This is a genomic window from Sodalinema gerasimenkoae IPPAS B-353, assembly GCF_009846485.1.
Taxonomy (GTDB): Bacteria; Cyanobacteriota; Cyanobacteriia; order Cyanobacteriales; family Geitlerinemataceae; genus Sodalinema; species Sodalinema gerasimenkoae.
In genome coordinates this window covers 3,841,708-3,859,600 of record NZ_ML776472.1, presented here as the reverse complement: position 1 = coordinate 3,859,600, position 17,893 = coordinate 3,841,708, and the positions used below count along the sequence as shown (strand labels likewise).

The 17,893-nt window shown below is 52.7% G+C and carries 15 protein-coding genes, 1 tRNA gene and 1 pseudogene; 8 read left to right on the top strand and 9 right to left on the bottom strand.

Going from position 1 to position 17,893, the window contains the following annotated elements; genetic code table 11:
* Window positions 1-2 precede the first annotated feature (2 nt).
* The 5 genes from L855_RS16735 (at window position 3) to L855_RS16715 (ending at window position 5,571) form a co-directional block, all read left to right on the top strand.
* On the top strand, window positions 3-1,571 hold the full coding sequence (locus L855_RS16735; protein ID WP_159789922.1) for an NAD(P)H-hydrate dehydratase: 1,569 nt from the start codon (window positions 3-5) through the stop codon (window positions 1,569-1,571).
* A gap of 47 nt (window positions 1,572-1,618) precedes the next feature.
* Window positions 1,619-2,929, top strand: a complete 1,311-nt coding sequence (locus tag L855_RS16730) for a CHAT domain-containing protein (RefSeq protein ID WP_159789920.1) — start codon at window positions 1,619-1,621, stop codon at window positions 2,927-2,929.
* 172 nt (window positions 2,930-3,101) lie between these two features.
* A complete protein-coding gene (locus L855_RS16725) occupies window positions 3,102-3,587 on the top strand; it encodes a sterol desaturase family protein (RefSeq protein ID WP_159789918.1) in 486 nt (161 codons plus the stop codon).
* A gap of 54 nt (window positions 3,588-3,641) precedes the next feature.
* Window positions 3,642-3,956 (top strand): Mpo1-like protein, encoded by a 315-nt coding sequence (locus tag L855_RS16720; RefSeq protein WP_159789916.1) that lies wholly within the window; start codon window positions 3,642-3,644, stop codon window positions 3,954-3,956.
* Between the two features lie 229 nt (window positions 3,957-4,185).
* Entirely contained in the window at window positions 4,186-5,571 is a 1,386-nt protein-coding gene (locus L855_RS16715) for an amidohydrolase family protein (protein WP_159789914.1), read from the top strand.
* 143 nt (window positions 5,572-5,714) lie between these two features.
* Here the strand turns inward: L855_RS16715 and L855_RS22560 are convergent, their stop codons facing one another.
* Both L855_RS22560 and L855_RS22555 read right to left on the bottom strand, forming a co-directional pair.
* The gene (locus tag L855_RS22560; RefSeq protein ID WP_343039317.1) at window positions 5,715-5,936 is read right to left on the bottom strand and encodes a WD40 repeat domain-containing protein; all 222 of its coding nucleotides are present in this window, start codon (window positions 5,934-5,936) and stop codon (window positions 5,715-5,717) included.
* A gap of 16 nt (window positions 5,937-5,952) precedes the next feature.
* Window positions 5,953-6,372, bottom strand: coding sequence for a hypothetical protein (locus L855_RS22555; protein ID WP_159789912.1), 420 nt, complete (start codon window positions 6,370-6,372; stop codon window positions 5,953-5,955).
* A 50-nt stretch (window positions 6,373-6,422) separates the two neighbouring features.
* On the opposite strand from L855_RS22555, the pseudogene L855_RS21215 reads away from it, so the two are divergent.
* A pseudogene (locus L855_RS21215) lies at window positions 6,423-7,696 on the top strand (RNA-guided endonuclease InsQ/TnpB family protein).
* A gap of 411 nt (window positions 7,697-8,107) precedes the next feature.
* Here the strand turns inward: L855_RS21215 and L855_RS16695 are convergent.
* Window positions 8,108-8,611: a DUF4112 domain-containing protein gene (locus L855_RS16695; protein WP_159789910.1), complete on the bottom strand. Its 504-nt coding sequence runs from the start codon at window positions 8,609-8,611 to the stop codon at window positions 8,108-8,110.
* 137 nt (window positions 8,612-8,748) lie between these two features.
* Between L855_RS16695 and L855_RS16690 the strand changes: the two genes are divergently transcribed.
* Window positions 8,749-9,267: a hypothetical protein gene (locus L855_RS16690; protein WP_159789908.1), complete on the top strand. Its 519-nt coding sequence runs from the start codon at window positions 8,749-8,751 to the stop codon at window positions 9,265-9,267.
* Window positions 9,268-9,342: 75 nt separating this feature from the next.
* Here L855_RS16690 and L855_RS16685 read toward each other — a convergent pair.
* The 4 genes from L855_RS16685 to L855_RS16670 all read right to left on the bottom strand — a co-directional run bounded on the left by L855_RS16685 (window position 9,343) and on the right by L855_RS16670 (window position 14,489).
* Window positions 9,343-9,414: transfer RNA gene (locus tag L855_RS16685), tRNA-Gly, on the bottom strand.
* A 126-nt stretch (window positions 9,415-9,540) separates the two neighbouring features.
* Window positions 9,541-11,319, bottom strand: coding sequence for an ABC transporter ATP-binding protein (locus tag L855_RS16680; protein ID WP_246198942.1), 1,779 nt, complete (start codon window positions 11,317-11,319; stop codon window positions 9,541-9,543).
* Between the two features lie 34 nt (window positions 11,320-11,353).
* Entirely contained in the window at window positions 11,354-11,785 is a 432-nt protein-coding gene (locus tag L855_RS16675) for a response regulator (protein ID WP_246198934.1), read from the bottom strand.
* A gap of 130 nt (window positions 11,786-11,915) precedes the next feature.
* On the bottom strand, window positions 11,916-14,489 hold the full coding sequence (locus tag L855_RS16670; protein ID WP_159789904.1) for a calcium-binding protein: 2,574 nt from the start codon (window positions 14,487-14,489) through the stop codon (window positions 11,916-11,918).
* A 314-nt stretch (window positions 14,490-14,803) separates the two neighbouring features.
* Here L855_RS16670 and L855_RS16665 point away from each other — a divergent pair, with 314 nt between their 5' ends.
* A complete protein-coding gene (locus L855_RS16665) occupies window positions 14,804-16,261 on the top strand; it encodes a phosphoglucomutase/phosphomannomutase family protein (protein WP_159791156.1) in 1,458 nt (485 codons plus the stop codon).
* Here the strand turns inward: L855_RS16665 and L855_RS16660 are convergent.
* The gene (locus L855_RS16660; protein ID WP_159789902.1) at window positions 16,258-16,944 is read right to left on the bottom strand and encodes a ComF family protein; all 687 of its coding nucleotides are present in this window, start codon (window positions 16,942-16,944) and stop codon (window positions 16,258-16,260) included. The two genes, L855_RS16665 and L855_RS16660, sit on opposite strands and share 4 nt — an antisense overlap.
* 174 nt (window positions 16,945-17,118) lie before the next feature.
* Complete coding sequence (locus L855_RS16655; RefSeq protein ID WP_159791155.1) at window positions 17,119-17,889, bottom strand: PEP-CTERM sorting domain-containing protein; 771 nt, start codon at window positions 17,887-17,889, stop codon at window positions 17,119-17,121.
* Window positions 17,890-17,893: the final 4 nt, after the last annotated feature.

The window sequence follows — 17,893 nt, the reverse complement described above, 5'->3', positions numbered from 1 at the left end:
ATATGCCCGTCGAGTTAGACCTCGATCTCGTCATCGTCAGCGCGGCAGAAATGAGCGCCATTGAAACTCGCTTGTTTGAAGCTGGGTTCCCGGTGGCGGCCTTAATGGAAAAAGTGGCTGGACGGATTGCCCGATGGATTCAACACTGGCTCAGTCAGCGGCTTCCCCAGACCCCCAATCCGCCTCATCTGGGGGTGTTAGTGGGTCCTGGTCACAATGGCGGCGATGCCCTGGTGGTGGCCCGAGAATTGTGGTTTCAGGGCTATCCTGTCTCCATCTATCGCCCCTTAGAGAAAGCCAAACCCCTCACTCAAGCCCATTTTGACTATGCCCAGTCTCTGGGAATTCCCGTTGTGGAAACCTGGCAGGAGTTGCAAGGATGTCAGGTCATTCTCGATGGCCTATTTGGCTTTGGGCAAACCCGCCCCATTGCGGGCAAACTGGCGGACCTCATCACCTGGGTCAATCAACAGCCTCAGCAACGGCTGAGTATTGATATTCCCTCGGGGATTCACACGGATACGGGGGAGGTGTTGGGGGTGGCATTCCACGCCGATGTCACCCTCTGTTTAGGACTCTGGAAACGGGGGCTATTTCAGGACGCCGCTTTGGATATCTTGGGAGAAGTGCAACGGCTCGATTTTGATATTCCCAGGGCCGATGTGGTGGCGGTGTTGGGCAAGTCCCCCAAATGGCAACGAATCACCCCAGACTCGGCCCGCAAGGCTCTGCCGCTGCCCCGTCCCCGGTCAACTCATAAATATCGACAAGGACAACTCTTGCTCATTGCCGGCTCTCGTCAATATGCTGGTGCAGCCAGTTTAGCGGCGTTGGGCGCTCGGGCCAGTGGCGTGGGAATGGTCACGCTGGCGGTTCCTGAGTCTCTGCAACCGTTGTTGAATCAGCAGGTTCCTGAAGCCTTGGTTTTGGCCTGTCCCGAAACCCCTGAGGGGGCGATCGCCGACTTGCCCTCAGACTGCGATCTCAACCGCTATGATACGATCGCCCTTGGGCCCGGTTTAACCCAACAGACTCCAGCCCTATTAGAGGCAGTCCTCCAGGTTGACGCGCCCCTGATTCTCGATGCCGATGGACTCAACCTCCTGGCGGCCCATGCTGATTGGAATGGGGGAAATGCCAACCCCACCCTTGGGCGATCGTCCCCTCTCATTCTCACCCCCCACCCCGGAGAGTTTCGCCGCCTCTTCCCCCAGTTGTCCAGCCCTCATCCTGGAGAGGCGGCCCAACAAGCGGCTCAGCAATCTGGGGCCCTGGTGGTTCTCAAAGGCGCGCGGGTGGTGATTGCCAGTCCCGACGGGTCCCTCACCATTAACCCCGAGAGTACCCCAGCCCTGGCGCGAGGGGGGTCTGGGGATGTCTTAACGGGACTCATGGTGGGGCTGGTTGCCCTGGGAGCCTGTCAGGAGCGGGCGATCGCCCCTTTGGTCAGTAGCGCCGTCTGGTGGCACGCTCAAGGGGCATTACAGGCGCAACAGCAACGCAGTGTTTTGGGGGTTGATGCCTGGACTCTGAGTCAAACGTTACCCTTTGTCCTCAAGGGTCAGATTTAAATCAAAATGGCTAACATGGGGACGATTCCCCCACCTGTTATGAAGCAATGACATTAAAACCCCTAGAACGTGTCGCCATTAGCGCCTTGACATTGCTGAGTCTCACCCTGGTCAGCCGCCGAAGTCTGGCAGAAGATGCCAGTGCCTTAATTGAGCGTTGGCAAAATCTGGAGATACGCTGGGAACAGCAGTATTCCGAGTATTTCGGGGTCTCGTTGAGCGATCGCAGCCCCGAATTTACCGAGATGATTGACACCCTCGCCCAACAGTCCCTGGCGAATCGTCAAACCTCTGCCATTCTCTACGCCATCCCCCATGACGAGGAGTTAGAACTGATTTTAGCCACCTCCACGGGCATCGCGGTGCAAGAGTGGGTTCCGGTGACTCAGGAGGAACTCCTGCAAACCGTCACCGACTTTGAAAACGAACTCATCAATCCCCGACGGCGACGCAGCACCGCCTATCGTCAATTGGCGCAACAACTCCATGATTGGCTCATCTCCCCCGTGAGCGACTCTCTGGAAGCAGAAGGGATTGAACATCTCATTTTTTCCCTGGGGGAAGGGTTGCGAACCTTACCCATGGCGGCCCTACATGACGGAGACGGGTTTTTAATTGAAACCTATAGTCTCGGTCGCATTCCCGGTTATCTTCTCATGGACAGCGGCTCGCGATCACTGCGAAATGCCCAAGTTCTGGCCATGGGAGCCTCTGAGTTTGAGGATGCCGCCCCCTTACCCGCTGTGCCTTTAGAACTCGCCTCAATTGTGCCTCGCCTCTGGCAGGGCCAGAGTTTTCTCAATGAAGGTTTCACCCTCGGGAATTTACAGGAACAACGTCAGCAACGGGATTACAGCATTATCCACCTGGCCACCCATGCCCAATTTCAACCGGGAGATGCGGACGCGTCCTATCTTCAGTTTTGGGATCAACGCCTCTCCCTAACCCAACTCCGGGAGTTGGACTGGCAAAGCTCCCCAGTGGAGTTGTTAGTCTTAAGTGCCTGTTCAACGGCCCGGGGGGATGTGCAGGCGGAGTTAGGCTTTGCTGGCTTAGCGGTTCAGTCGGGGATTCCCACAGTGTTAGCCAGTCTCTGGGCCGTAAGTGATGTGGGGACACTCCTGCTGATGAGTGAGTTTTACGAGCAACTGAAAACCGCTCCCACTCCCGCTATTGCCCTCCGTCAGAGCCAATTGGCGGCCCTGCGTGGGGAGTTGGACTTTACCCCCCCTCCCTTGAGTGATAATTTGCCTCCCGGGACTCTGGTGGGGTCTCCGTTACCCGATCCGATTGAGCAATTGGATCTCTCCCATCCTTACTATTGGTCTGCCTTCACCAACATTGGAAATCCTTGGTAATATCAGGGGTTAAAGGAGATTGATTCTTCCCTAATTGGGTGGACAATTGATAACCTGGCATATTGACATGAAGACAAGTCTGGGTTAAGGATTAAAGTTGTTCACTGATTACCGATTAAGCGATTAAAATAATCCCTGAGAAAATAGCCTTGACAAAATAAAGGAGTTGTGTATGTGGACTGCGATCGCCGTTGGCATTTTGGCATTTATCTTTTCGAGCTTTGTGGAGTATTGGGTGCATCGCCTGATGCACCATGCCGCCCGCTTTGGGGAACGTCACCGAGATCATCACCGCCGTAACGAAGGACAAGGGGTGATTTGGGAGTTTCGGGATTACGTCAAAGGTGCCGCCATTGCCATGGTGTTGCCCTTCGCCATTTCCCTGGAGGTGGGGTTAGGTTGGCTCATGGGTGCTTTAGCCTATGCCCTCTTTTCCGCCTACGCGCACCAGTTGCAACATGAGAACCCCAGCAAATGCTTTTGGATGCAGATGCCGGTTCACTATGTCCATCATAAATATCAGATGTGGCATCATAACTTCGGTTTAGCGGTCGATTGGTGGGATTACGTCTTTGGAACCTACAAAAAAGTCGATTGGCTGAGTGAGGAGGAAACCCAAGCGCCTCCACGGGGCTATCTGGAACTGCAATGGTGGTAATCGATGCTATGGTAGTCAAAATTTAGCCCAGAGTTGTTTAAGGAGTATTCTCAAATGAGCGTTTTGCAAGAGGCTAAAGACCACTTTGTGGCCAGCCATCAACACCCCATCAATCAGGGGTTACATCATGTCACCAACTTTTTAGCCCTATCTGCTATTGTTCTACTTTGGATCAACCCTAAAATCAGTCTCATTTTCTTGGTGATTAGCCAGATTTCTGCTTGGGGCGGTCATGCGGTGTTTGAGAAAAATCATCCCGCCTTTTTTAAGTATCCTGGGATTACGATTCTCGCCTCCTTTTCCTGGTCTTTTGAACGTTGGTTTGGCTTACGTCGGCTTCTGGTTAAGGGCGATCGCAACCCCGTTTAAGAGGAACTAGGACGTGGTTATGTGCCAATCAAAAAGATGGCACAAACACGACTCTGAACGTCACGTTTAGCTGCTCAAAAATCAGCGAACAGGGCCAACCTTGTTATCTGCCCAAAAATCCGCTATCTTCAGATAGGCTTTTGGCAAAACCGACTCATATCTTAAAGATTTTGCCGAAATCCTAGCATTCATTTTCATTCATTTCATTGTTACTGAACAGAAAAACATTATGTACGACGGACTTTTAGTCATCGATGCCGACGCTCACAAAGTCGAGAATCCGATGATTTTTCGGGACTATGTGGACCCCGCCTATCGTAACCGCATTGGTATGATTGTCGATCGCCTCGGCGACCAGCGGGCCCGGGTGATGGACTTCAACCCCGTCACCGGCAAAACCGACTTACCCCGGATTTTCCCCAAACCCGAAGGCTTCGGCAAAGGTGGCTTCCGCACCCTGCACCCCGAAACCACCCTCGGTGCGTTGTTTAACAGCCGCCGCATCGAAGACATGGACCAAGAAGGCGTTGACGTTCACGTTATTTACGGAACCTTTAACCTCACCTTCTCCAGCATCTTCGACAAAGACCTAGCTGTGGCCTTGTGCAAAGCCTACAACGACTACATGGCCGAGGACTGCCGCAAATGGGGCGATCGCCTCAAACCCATCGGCGTGGTTCCCCTGCAAGACATTGACGAAGCGGTGAAAGAAACCTACCGCTGCATCAACGAACTGGGTATGGTGGGCGTGGCCACTTCTCCCAACATCCCCATCCCCCACCCGGCGGCCCCTGACGCCTTCCCCGAAGTCCGCACCTGCAAACATATCAGCCACCCGGACTTCTACCCCCTCTTTGAAGCCGCTGTCGACCTCGACATTGCGATCGGCTTACATGGTGGACCGGGTTCTGACATGGTGGGCGGTATTGCCGATCACATGGAAACCTTCGTCCTCAACCACATCTTCGTCCAGCGCAACCAGCAACAAATGGCCATGGCGCGGATGGTGTTTGACGGTGCGTTTGAGAAATTCCCCACCCTGCGGATTGGCTTCGTTGAAGGCGGTTGCGGTTGGCTTCCTGACCTCTCCCACTCTTTCCACGAACATTGGGAAAAACGGATTCGTGACTTCGACCCCAAAAACCCCTACCAACCCTCTCTGCAAGAAGTCACCCAACTGATGATTAAGGAACGGGGCAACAGCGTCAACATCTTCAGCCAGGTGAAAAACCTGTTTGATATGTTGTGGACGAAAGAGAAAGATCCCCGCAACATCGACGACGCGAGTCTCTACGAACACTACGATTTACGTCATCGGGACCCGCTGGAGTATTTTGAACGGGGACAAATCTTTGTCACGTTCGAGTCTGATGACCCCGGCCCGGCCTATCTGCCTCAATCGATGGGTGAAGTGGGTAAGCGAGTGGCGTGTTTCTCTGGGGACTATGGTCACTGGGATGGTGTTCTCCCCAACTGTGTCCGTGATGCAGCGACGGTGACGGACTATGATCGCGACCACTTAGCGGCCCTTCTCGGTGGTAATGCGTTGGCGTTGTATGGCGATCGGCTTCGCAACTCCATCCCCAATTTCCAAGAGGCGACGGTTACGGCGTAAGGTCTAATTTCATCGTTCTCTATTGCTCCTCTTCTGAACTCAGGAGAGGGGTTTTTTGGGCGGGAGAGGAGAACCACGTAGGGGGCGTACCCTTGGGTCGCCCTCCCTTGTGGTCGCCCGAGGACTCACGGAAACCCGGCTTCTCACGTCTCCCCTGTCCCCAACCCCTCCAACCGCAAAAAATACACCCGCCCCGACCTGTCACCCGCCACCACCCTCACCCCATCCGGTGCAATGGCGCAGCAGTCTAACCCCCCGTCACTCCCAAAACTCGCGACGACTTCTCCCGTTGCCAAATCCCATAGTTTCAGGGTGGTATCCCTGGATGCGGAAAGCGCTTGTTTCCCGTCCGGGGTGATGGCCACTGCTTGTACCCCGCTACTATGCCCAGAGAGGGTGCGAATCAGTGGCCCTTCTGGGGGGGGTGAGGCTGGGGGTGAGGGGACGGAACCAGGGTTTTCCCTGGTAATTTTTGGCTTGAGTGAGGAGTTGCTCGATTTCCGGGACTGTTGCGGTGGCTAATTCTCCTTTACTTTCCCGAGAAGGCTCGGATTCCCCCTGCTTCCCCTTAAACAGGGGAGAAAAGAGGAGTTGACCACGTTTCTTTGCCGGGGTCTGAGAATAGTTCGGTAAATATTGCCCCAGCAGCGGAATGTTTTCCCAGAAATAGCGATAATCTGACCGTTCCGCAGCAGCGGGTGAGACAAATGACAGCAACCGTCCCCACAGTTGCGAGATGAGTTGCGTCTTATCGAAAATTTTGGGTCTAAAACCCCGTCCTTCTAGGACGGCTTTTGACAATCCTGCTTTTTTGTGCCAAGATTGTCCGCACAACCGATGCCAACGGTGCGATGCTTGTTCTTGAGTTCAAAATCAAAGGGAAGCCCCACCAATACGCGGCGATTGACGAAGCGATCCGAACCGCACAGTTCGTTCGTAACAAGGCACTGCGCTATTGGATGGATACCCCTGGGGTCAACAAATACGACCTTAACAAGTACTGTCGGGTACTCGCCCGAGAGTATGATTTTGCTAGAGAACTCAACAGCACGGCTCGTCAAGCTTCAGCAGAACGTGCTTGGTCGGCAATTTCTCGATTTTTCGAGAACTGTCGCCAGTCTGTTCCTGGCAAGAAGCGGTGCGACCCCGCGCCGTCGTACGGCGCCAGGGAACGCGCACCAAGAGAAGGATATCCCAGGTTCAAGAAAAACGGTCGTTCTGTCGAGTACAAAACTTCCGGTTGGAAGTTACTCGACCCCAAGCATATTGTCTTTACCGACAAGAAAGGGATCGGACGACTCAAGTTAATTGGAACTTGGGATTTGGCGTTTTACGGTACAGAACAAATCAAACGGGTTCGACTGGTTCGCAGAGCCGATGGCTATTACGCTCAGTTCTGCGTCAAAGTAGAGGTTCGAGAAGAACTCAAACCGTCAGGAAATACTGTGGGTTTAGATGTCGGACTCCTTGAGTTCTACACCGATTCCAACGGGGAGTGCGAACCGAACCCGAGGTTTTACCGAAACGCCGAGAAAAAGCTCAAACGTGCTCACCGAAGGGTGAGTAAAAAACAGAAAGGCTCTGCTAACCGAAAAAAAGCCGTCAATCGACTCGGACGAGTACACCTCAAAATAAGTCGGCAACGTGTTGGCGAAGCCTGCGCCTAAGCGCATGGAACACGCCAAGAGACTGGCGCGTTGCGTAATCCAATCTAACGATCTGGTGGCCTACGAAAATTTGAGGATACAGAATCTGGTGAGAAACCACTGTCTCGCCAAGTCGATTCACGATGCTGGTTGGTATCAATTTAGGAAATGGTTAGAGCATTTTGGGGTAAAATTCGGCAGGATAACTGTAGCGGTGAACCCTCCCTGCCTATACCTCTCAAAAATGCTCTAACTGTGGTGCAGTCGTCAAAAAATCCCTATCAACTCGAACCCATGCTTGTCAGTGTGGTTGTGAGTTAGACAGAGACCACAACGCGGCCAACATTCCAGCCGCCGGACCGCACCCCAATGCCGCTAATGATAATATCGCAGTGCCACCGAGAAGGGCTTTATGGGTTTTCAGAAAAGCGCGGGGGTTGGTCATGGCGATCGGCTTGGCAGAGGGGATTTTTGCCTAATTTGGATATAGCATAAATTGGTAAAAATAGCAAGTTTTCTTAACATTACATTTTATCGATAGCCAGAAAAATTGATGGCAGATTATGTTCCCTGCCGTAGGGGCGAAAAATTTTTCGCCCCTACAATTCTGTAAACAATCAAACAAATTAAACCAGGTATAATGAAACCTCTTTTTATTGTTCATTATTGTTTTTTATTCCTCTCCCATTCCCCAAAACATCAACAAATCAAACAACTGATTCACCGAGATATCCCAACCCATAAAACAGCTTAACACCGGCACAATATCCGATTCTGCTCCCCTCCTCTACCTCTGTGTCCTCGGACAACCACAAGCAAGGGAGGGCGACCACAGCTCGGCTATCGCTCGCTGACCACAAGGGTACGCCCCTACGTGGTTCCCTGTTGCCTCACCCCCAAACCTGACCAATCAACCATCCCAACAGAAGCACCATCAAGACCAATCCCGCCACCAGCAACAACAGCCCCCCCAGAACCACCAACAACACAAAGCCCAAACTCACCTTACGACCCGGATTAGGACTGCCAATATACCCCTCCAATAGCCGCATATTGCGCATATTCGCCTTCCAGGTGGCATCAAAAATGTTGCCCAAAACCGGAACCACCCCAATAATGGTCTCTGCCAGAATGTTATAGATCATCGTCAGCAGAACCTTACGGGAAATCCCCAGCTTCAGGGCATTCACCACAATATAGGCCGACAAAATCGCCCCGGCGACATCTCCCCAAACCGGCACTAACCCCAAAAGCGGGTCGATACCAATGCGATACCCCGTCCCGGGAACAGGAATGGAATTATCAAGAATGTAACTCAGACGGCGGAGGCGATTCACCGTGGGCAGATCATAATCTACGTTCTCGGTTGGCGGAGAGTCCAGCGGTGAAGTCATGACAGATGCCTAGTCACAGTGATAGTTCTTTCAGTGTGCCACAGGTCAGTCAGGGCTGCGATCGCCCCAACCCATCTGATCCCTTGTCCCGAATCGGCTAGGTTACAATCGGAAGGTTCCAGCTTAAAAAACAGTCAATGTCTATTTTTGAAAAAATTTCCGGTGCCTTTAACGATCCCAATTTACAAGCCAATGTAGGCCAGGTGACGAGTATCGTCAGTACCCTCCAACAAAGTGGCAGCAGTCAGGGCCTCAATGCCAACACCAGTCAGGTTCTGCTGTCGTTGGTGGGGAAACAGGTTCAATCTAGCCTCAAGTCGAAATGCGATAAAGAGGGAACCGGCACTGTCCAAACGCTCATCGAACAGTTTGGCGGCAATAATCCTAACCTGCAAGCAGTTCAAGCCCTACTGTCTCCCAAACAACAGGAGGAGGTGGTGTCAGAAGCGAGTCAGAAAACGGGGGTGAATGCCAGCCAAATTCAGGCCCTCCTGCCGGTTTTAGTGCCCCTTGTCCTCAATCTGCTCAAATCTGGCAATTCCTGTAAGGATGCGAAATCTGGCAATAATCCCGTCTTGATGGACTTCCTCTCAGGAGATGGCGGCATGAATGTCAGTAATGCCATCAGTCTAGCGGGTCAATTTCTCAACCGTTAGCCAATGACAAGGGAGATGGCAAAAAATACCCCCCAACCGTTCAGAGTTGGGGGGATTTCATCGAAGCGGTTTGAAAGCGGGTGACGCGATTCGAACGCGCGACATTCACCTTGGCAAGGTGACGCTCTACCACTGAGCTACACCCGCAAAACACTAACTTGCGTTTGCGTGATTACCATCATGTCAAATCCATTTGGAAATGTCAACCCCTTTGCCAAATTTTTTTTGAGGCGTTTGGATATCGGCAGCGATCGCCCCCAGGAAAGATAGCCCTCAATGGAACTGCTGGGCATAGAATTGAGCGTAACGGCCGTTGGCGGCCAGGAGTTCCGGGTGGGTTCCCGACTCAATCAATTGTCCTCGTTCCATGACCAGGATGCGATCAGCCCGGCGGACGGTGGCGAGGCGGTGGGCGATAATCAACACGGTGCGATCGCAGGTAATCCGTTCTAGGGCTTCTTGCACCAGGGCCTCAGATTCTGAGTCGAGGGCCGAGGTGGCCTCATCTAAAATCAGGATACTGGGATTGAGCAACACCGCCCGGGCGATCGCCAACCGTTGCCGTTGTCCCCCTGAGAGGGTAACCCCCCGTTCCCCTAAGAGGGTGAAATAGCCATCAGGGAGGGCCGAGATAAACTCATCGGCATTCGCCACCTGGGCCGCGTCTCTCACCTGTTGAATATCAAACTCCTCCTGGCCAAAGGCGATATTCTGGGCCACGGTTCCGGCAAACAAGACCGTATCTTGAGGCACAATGCCAATTTGTCGGCGTAAACTCTTCAGCGTCACCTGACTCACATCCACCCCATCCAGGAGAATCTGACCCCGTTGGGGTTGATAGAAGCGAGGAATGAGATTGATGAGAGTCGATTTTCCCGCCCCGGAAGCCCCCACCAGGGCCACGGTTTCCCCAGGGTGGATGAGTAAATTGAGCTGATCTAAGATCCAAGTGGGGGACTCAGTCGAAGAGTTGCCCTCAGCGGTGTCATGAGTGGGGGAGGTATAGGCGAAACAGACCCCAGAAAACTCCAATTTGCCCGTAATGGGGGGTAGGGCGATCGCCCCGGGGGACTCCTGCACGGACGGTTGAAGATTCAGCAACTCAAAGATGCGATCGACCGAGGCTTCCCCCTGTTTGAACTCATTGTAATTGCTGGTGACCAGAGAAATCGGGTCAATCAACATGGCCACCGCCGCAATATAGCTGACAAAGCCGCCTCCCGTGAGATTCCCCTGAGAGATTTGCCAGGCCCCCAGAAAGAACAGCAACAGCACACTCATGGCTTCGAGGAACCCCACCACCACAAACTGAAGGGCCTTCAGTTGTTCAGCACTGTATTTCGTGCGTCGGTTAAGATCCGCCGCTTGGGAGAAGCGATAATTCGCATACTCTTCCGCCGCAAATCCCTGCACTAAACGCATTCCTGCGAACAGTTCCGTCAGTAAGGAGGCTAAATTCGAGATTTGGCTTTGACTGCGACGGGACACCTGCAAGAGGCGATCGCCAAACCAGCCAATCAACCCCGCCATCACCGGGGCAATGACAAACGTCGCCAGAGTCAGTTGCCAATTCAACCAGACCATATAGCCGAGAACCACAACCAATTGCAAGACACTGGGTAAGAACTGGTGAAAGACCTTATTGACCACTTCCCCAATGCGATCGACATCCTCCGTGAGGCGATAGGAGAGATCCCCCGTTTTCGCCGTCGCAAAATAATCCAGACTGAGGCGTTGTAGATGGGCATAGGCCTGACAGCGGACATCGAACGCCGTCGCAAATGCTGCCTTAGCCATCAACGCATCCTGGCCATATTGAACCGCCCCACGCACCAAAAAAATCACGGCACTCCAAGCCGCCAACTGGGCAATTCCATCCACATTGCCCTCCCCAATATACTCAGCCACCCGCCCTGCCAGCCAACCGAGGAGGGGCCAAAAGAGGGTAAATCCGAGGGTACAGGCGATCGCAGCGGCGATCGTACGGCGATGAGGACGCAGATAAGGCAGAAGTTGTCGGTAACTCGATGGCGGCGGCGAGGCTAAGGTCAAAAGAAGGATCAAACCCAGGAACATCCCCTTGATTTTATTCGACCGGTTGCCGTTCCGTCATCTGACAACCACTCAACGCCTCCGAGATCGTTTTCAGACTCACCGGCTTCGTGACAAATCCCACCATTCCCACCGCCTCGCAGGCCTCCTCATATTCCGGCAGGACATTCGCCGTTACCGCAATCACCTGGGGACGTTCCGGAGGAGACCATTCCTCAAAAATCCGTTCCGTTGCCTTAATCCCATCCATCTTAGGCATTTGGATATCCATCAAGATGACATCATAGACCGTGTGGCGAACTGCCTCCACCGCCTCTAGGCCATTATTCGCCACATCCGCCTCATATCCTAACCGTTTCAACAACCGTAACAGCACCTTTTGATTGACGAGATTATCTTCCGCCAAAAGTATGCGTAACGGGTGTTGCTGGCTAAAGGTATCATCCATCATTGGGGAAGGAGTCAAAACAACCATGGCTTAAAAAGACAACTCCTACTGTACACCAATTGTTTAGTTCCTCTAGAGTTATCTGCTTGTTCCAAGAGAACCCATCTCGTAACCCGCTCGCAACCCTAAGCCACATTCGTGAACCCACCTAACTAAACAAAAACTCTGTATTTTCCACCGCTGCGACATTCTCTGCCACTAAAGCCGTTTCCGGTTCCGAGAAGTTATCGCCCACTCGTAAACTTGGGATATTGCTAGTTGTTGCCGCAACATAGACCGAGAAGCCAGGAGAGTCAGCCGCAAACACATTATCTAACAACTGCACCTGAGCCGCATCCGGAATCACGGTCCCGGCGGTGAATAACAATGACCCGGTTAAATTATCGCCACTAAAGCCACTCACCGTATTCTCTTGAATCAGCAAGTTTTGGAAATTGCCCCTGCGCAGGGTAATGCCGCCGTCAGTTCGTCCTCGGCCCGCCCCTGACTCTCCAGTAATGGTGTTGCCCGAGAGGGTGATATCCTCCAGAGGATTTTCAGCATCTTCCGTCCCCGAGAGTTGGATTCCTGAACCGCCCCCAGCCGCGACATTGAGGGTATTGTCAGAGATAGTACTGCCAATTAACAAATCCGCCACAATGGCATCACTGTTGGCCTCGGTTCCCACAACATCCACCACGTTCCCGGTCACCCGAGCATCGCTTAAATTGCTTAAACTGATGCCAAAGACATCAATGGCATTAAACTGATTATTGCGAATTTGGACACCACTGCGCGTTTCATCGGGACGCACTGAGAGTCCCACCTCTTCAAAGACATTATTGAGAATGCGCAGATTGTTACCGGTGTTATCTCCATCCACCCCTTGGGTAAAGCGCAAGCCATTGAGGGTCACCCCGTTAGCATTCACTTGAACCGTTGCCGTAATCTCTGACTCATCCCCTCGATTCTCGTCCCCTGGGGTTCCTGCATTAGCCCCGAGTAACGTCACGGACTCGGACAACGTCAGAGGATCATCATACGTCCCCGCTGCAATGCGGATCGTATCCTGACCATTACCGACGCTGATATCCTCCGCATTGCCAATTTCCGGGTCATCCAACGCATCAACAATGCGACCATAGACCCGCACCGTACCCGAGTTACCCGCATCCGTTTCAATACTAATATCCAAATAGGTGCTGTTATCGTCAAAGGCACTCACCCCATCACCAGTTAGGGTGATATTACCATTGTCATCAATGGTCACAGCGTCCTCAAGACTGTCACCAGTATCCGTTTCCACGCCGATGACACTAAAGCTTTCTGCATCGAGGGCCGCTACTTGGCCAATCACCCCTGAGGTGTTAGCCACCAGTAATTCAGCCCCTCGCAGTCGGGGGGTTGTGGTGAGATTCGCATCGGGATCGGTATCCTCGTCATCATCATCTACACCATTCTCGTCGTCAATGTCATCAAAAACAGGAACGTCAGTAATTGCTGGGGCAAACACATCCTCGGTGAGGTTCGCCACAGGAACCCCCCTAAGAATCGCAATGACCGAATCTGACTCGCGGCGAGTAATCACCGCATCATTAACATTTAGCCCCGTTCCCTGACGAACATCAATATCCTCAAAGGTCAATAGTCCCCCAAGGAGTAGGCGATCCTCTTCAGCACTATTAAAGTCCAGAATCAGGTCAAATCCCGGTTTATCAATTAACACAAAATTATCTGCCCCGGCCCCCCCATGGAGGGTGTTGTTCCCCAAGCCTCCCACCAGGTAATCATTGCCCTGGCCGCCAGCTAGGAAGTCATTCCCGCGATCGCCGAACAGGGTATCATCCCCCTGATTACCAAACAGGAAGTCATCCCCTTGTCCCCCTCGAATGATATCGTCGCCATCCCCTCCGGCAATGGTATCGTCACCGGCATTGCCAAAAATGGTGTCATTGCCATCGTCACCAAAAATGGTATTACGGCCATCGCCCCCCAAAATCAAGTCACTGCCGCGCCCCCCATAGATCACATTGGCCCCGGAACCCCCAACAATAGTATCGTTACCGGCATTGCCAAAAATGGTGTCATTGCCATCATCCCCTGAGAGGTAATCATTGCCAGGGCCGCCGATGATTAGATCGCTGCCGCGTCCCCCAAACATGGTGTCGTCTCCATCATCACCAATGAGGGTATCATCACCGCGATTACCCGAAATTAGGTTATTCCCCTCCTGCCCATAAATTAAATCGTTGCCACTGCCGCCCCGGATTTGGTCATTCCCTGAACCGCCCAAAATGGTGTCATTGCCACCTCCTCCCACGATGACATCTTCACCGGGGCCGCCAGCCAGGACGTTATTTCCCCCAGTGCCAAAAATGGTGTCATTGCCCTCGGTACCTCGGATAATGTCGTCGCCGCTACCGCCTACGAGAGAGTCATTCCCTTGACCGCCAATAATGGTGTTTTGTCCCGACTCTCCGAAAATGACATCATCGCCGTCATCTCCCGAGAGGTAGTCGTTGCCAGGGCCGCCATAGAGGGTATCATCCCCGCTGCCCCCAAAGAGACTGTCGTCCCCTTCGTTCCCAAATAGCACATCATCTCCGGGTCCACCTGCTAAAAGGTCGTTGCCGGCTAAGCCAAAAATCGTATGGTTACCGGCACTACCGACAATGGTATCGTCCGCTTCCGTCCCGCTAAACAGGGTGTCCTCTTCCGCTAGGGCAATATTCAGTCCAGCCATGTCCAATACTCTCTCACACTTGGTTTCCCACAGGTCTGTTGTCGAGGGTGTCTCGATGAGTTGACGCACCTGGGATACAGATCCGGGGCGGGGAACCCTAACACGTTAGCACGACGTGCTACATTGCTGTTGGGTTGCCGATCGCCGCAATGAAATTCTAGCTTGTTCTTCTCCAATTGGGGATTTGACACTGATTCAGAACTCCTCTGGAGGCATGGGAATCGCTTAGAATTTGATTGGTTCAAGTTTTGCTCGTTTGTTAAGTTTTAATCGTCTGACTGAGGGGAATTTTAGCTGTGTCTCATCCGACTTCCATGCCGTTTCAGATTAATCCGATCCACTTTGGCACTGATGGTTGGCGCGGAACCATTGCTGCTGATTTTACCTTTGAACGGGTGGCACAGGTGGCCCCAGTGGCGGCGGCTGTGTTAGAACGCCATTATGGCCAATCGGCGCGATCGCGTCAGGTGGTGGTGGGTTACGATCGCCGCTTTATGGCGGAGGATTTCGCGCAACTGGCGGCGGATTGTTTGGTGGCGGCGGGCTTTGATGTATTACTGTCTGAGTCCTATGCCTCCACCCCGGCCTTTAGTTGGGCGGCCCATCATTACGGGGCTTTAGGGGCGATTGTGATGACCGCCAGTCATAATCCGGCCCGCTATCTGGGCCTTAAGGTGAAAGGGGCCTTTGGGGGTTCGGTGTCGCCGGAGGTAACCCAGGAGATTGAGGCCCGGTTAAACTCTGGGGAAGCGGTAACGGCCCAAGAACCAGGAACCCTCAAGACATTTGACCCCTGGACTGACTTTTGTGCTGATTTACGCACCAAAGTGGATATTGAGGGGATTCGGCAAGTATTACAGTCGGGCCAGTTGACGGTGTTTGCGGATGTCATGCATGGGGCCGCCGCCGGAGGCTTGGCGAAGATTTTAGATGCCCCAATTCAGGAACTCAATAGCGATCGCGATCCCCTGTTTGGTGGCGGGGCCCCGGAACCCCTCCCCAAGAATCTGGCAGGGTTGTTTGAAGCTATTAAGAGTCATCGCCTTAATAGTCAGGGATTAGCCGTTGGCTTAGTCTTTGATGGGGACGGCGATCGCATTGCAGCGGTGGACAGTGAGGGGAATTTCCTCAGTTCCCAGACGCTCATCCCGATTCTCATGGAACATTTGGCGGTACGCAAGGGACTCTCGGGACAGATTGTCAAAACCGTCAGTGGGTCTGATTTGATTCCCCGTTTGGCTAAACTCTATGAGTTACCCCTGTTGGAAACCCCCATTGGCTTCAAATACATCGCCGATATCATGTTGAGCCAGGATGTGTTACTTGGTGGGGAAGAATCGGGGGGAATTGGCTATAACACCCATATTCCCGAACGAGATGCCTTATTGTCGGCATTATACGTCCTAGAGGCGGTGGTGCAATCGGGTAAAGGGTTAGGATTGCTCTACCGAGATTTACAGGAGAAAACGGAGTTTATCTCCATGTATGATCGCATTGATTTACCGTTAGGCAGTATGGCGGTGCGTCAGGCGTTGGTAGATGAGTTGGAACAGCATCCCCCGGAGACTATTGCCCAAAAAGCTGTTGAGAGTTGTCAAACCACCGATGGCTACAAGTTCCGCTTGCAAGATGGAAGCTGGCTATTGGTTCGCTTTAGTGGCACGGAACCGGTGTTACGTCTATATTGTGAGGGGCCGAGTCTGGAGGAGGTGCATCAAACCCTAAACTGGGCCCAGGATTGGGCCCAAGGGGTGGAAGCGTCTATGGCTTAGGGACGAAAACCGAGACTAGAGGGCCCCTGGGTTTTGGCGAGAACTGCCACCCCAGCCACGGGAATCTGATGCTGGGTTAACAGGGCGATCGCTTCGCCAGTGGTGGTTCCGGTGGTATAGATATCATCGAACAGTAACACCGGATGACGGGGAGGGCGACGCTGGAATGACTCCCCCAGGGCGATCGCGCGCCGTAAGGTTTGCTGACGCTGTTGGGGGGTTAATCTGAATAGGGCTTCGGTGTTTTTAACTCGTTTCAAGCCCTTATCCGCTAAGGGAAAGCCCGTTAAATGACAAAAATACCTCGCCAGGCGTTCGGCTTGATTGAAGCCCCGTTGACGCTGTTTTTCCGGGTGCATGGGAATAGGAACCACGACGAGGGACTTCGGCAAACCGGGGGACTGTCGCCAAGCGTCGCCCATGAGATGACCGAGGGGGCGGGCCAGTTGAGGCTGATTTTCATATTTGAGGACGGCGATCGCCCGTTTCAGGCTGCCCTGGTAAGTTCCCCAGGCAAACAGAGGGGGAGTTCCCTGCCATTGCTGAAACCGTTTGGGCTGCCGACAGTCCTGGAGGCGGCGTTGACAGGCCACACAGAGGGCATCTCCCTGGAGGGGGCGATTGCACAGGGGACAGTTGGATCGTAAAAAGAGGTCGAGAACGGAATCCAGCAGACGCACCATTGTTATGCCGCTTAGGGATTGGAAAAGCTTTCCTCAATTTAAAGGATTATTGAACCGTCCTCAATCAAAACTGGCGATCGCTCCTCTGGAACGATCGCCAGTTTTGATTCATAGCCTGGTATGATAATTCAGTTTGCTAAGGAGATCCCCTGACGGAAACTCCCGAAACATGAACTAGCTACGTTTGCGTTTGCGGGTTGCAAATAGAGAGCCAGCCATCGCTCCTAAGCCGAGGAGAAGAGAAGGCTCAGGGACAGATGCCATTCTGACGTGGACGACCATATCTTGGTAATCCCAGTCTGCATATCGGCGACCTTCTTCTAAGTCTTCAAAGGCAATAATGAAGTCACCGGGAAGAAAGTTGATTTCGCTGCCGTTGATGTTAAAGGTACTGTTATTGCCGCCATAAATGACAGCATGTTGATTACCTTTATGATTCAGGGCATGTTCCGTATAGAAGGTTTTATCGTTTTTGTTGGTCAGATAGAAGCCGAAATGGCTACCCAAACTAGCCATCTGTTTTTGGGTAAGTGCTTTGGATAAAACACCACTATCAGGGCCACTAAAAATTTCAATCAGATTCGTTGGATCATCCTTGGAATAAACACCAAAACGGTTGTAGTCCTTGAATCCAGCAATTTCAAACATCAGCGTTGAGAGGATACTGCTGGTGGGGAAATATTGTTGAGACAAAAAGTCATAAACATTAATTCCGGGGCCGTCGGTTGTGTAAAAATCTAACTCCGACTGCAAACTGCACTCAACGGTCTGGCAGTCCTTCCCGGAGCCTTTACCGAAATCATCCTGGGTCTCACCAAAATCATTAATGGGGTTAAGAGGGCCCGCAACGGCGGGGTTCGCGCCCACCACCAATCCACCTAGGGCGATCACAGCGCCGGCAGTTAGGGTCAAGGTTGTTTGGGTTAAAGTTGTCATCGTCTTCATGATC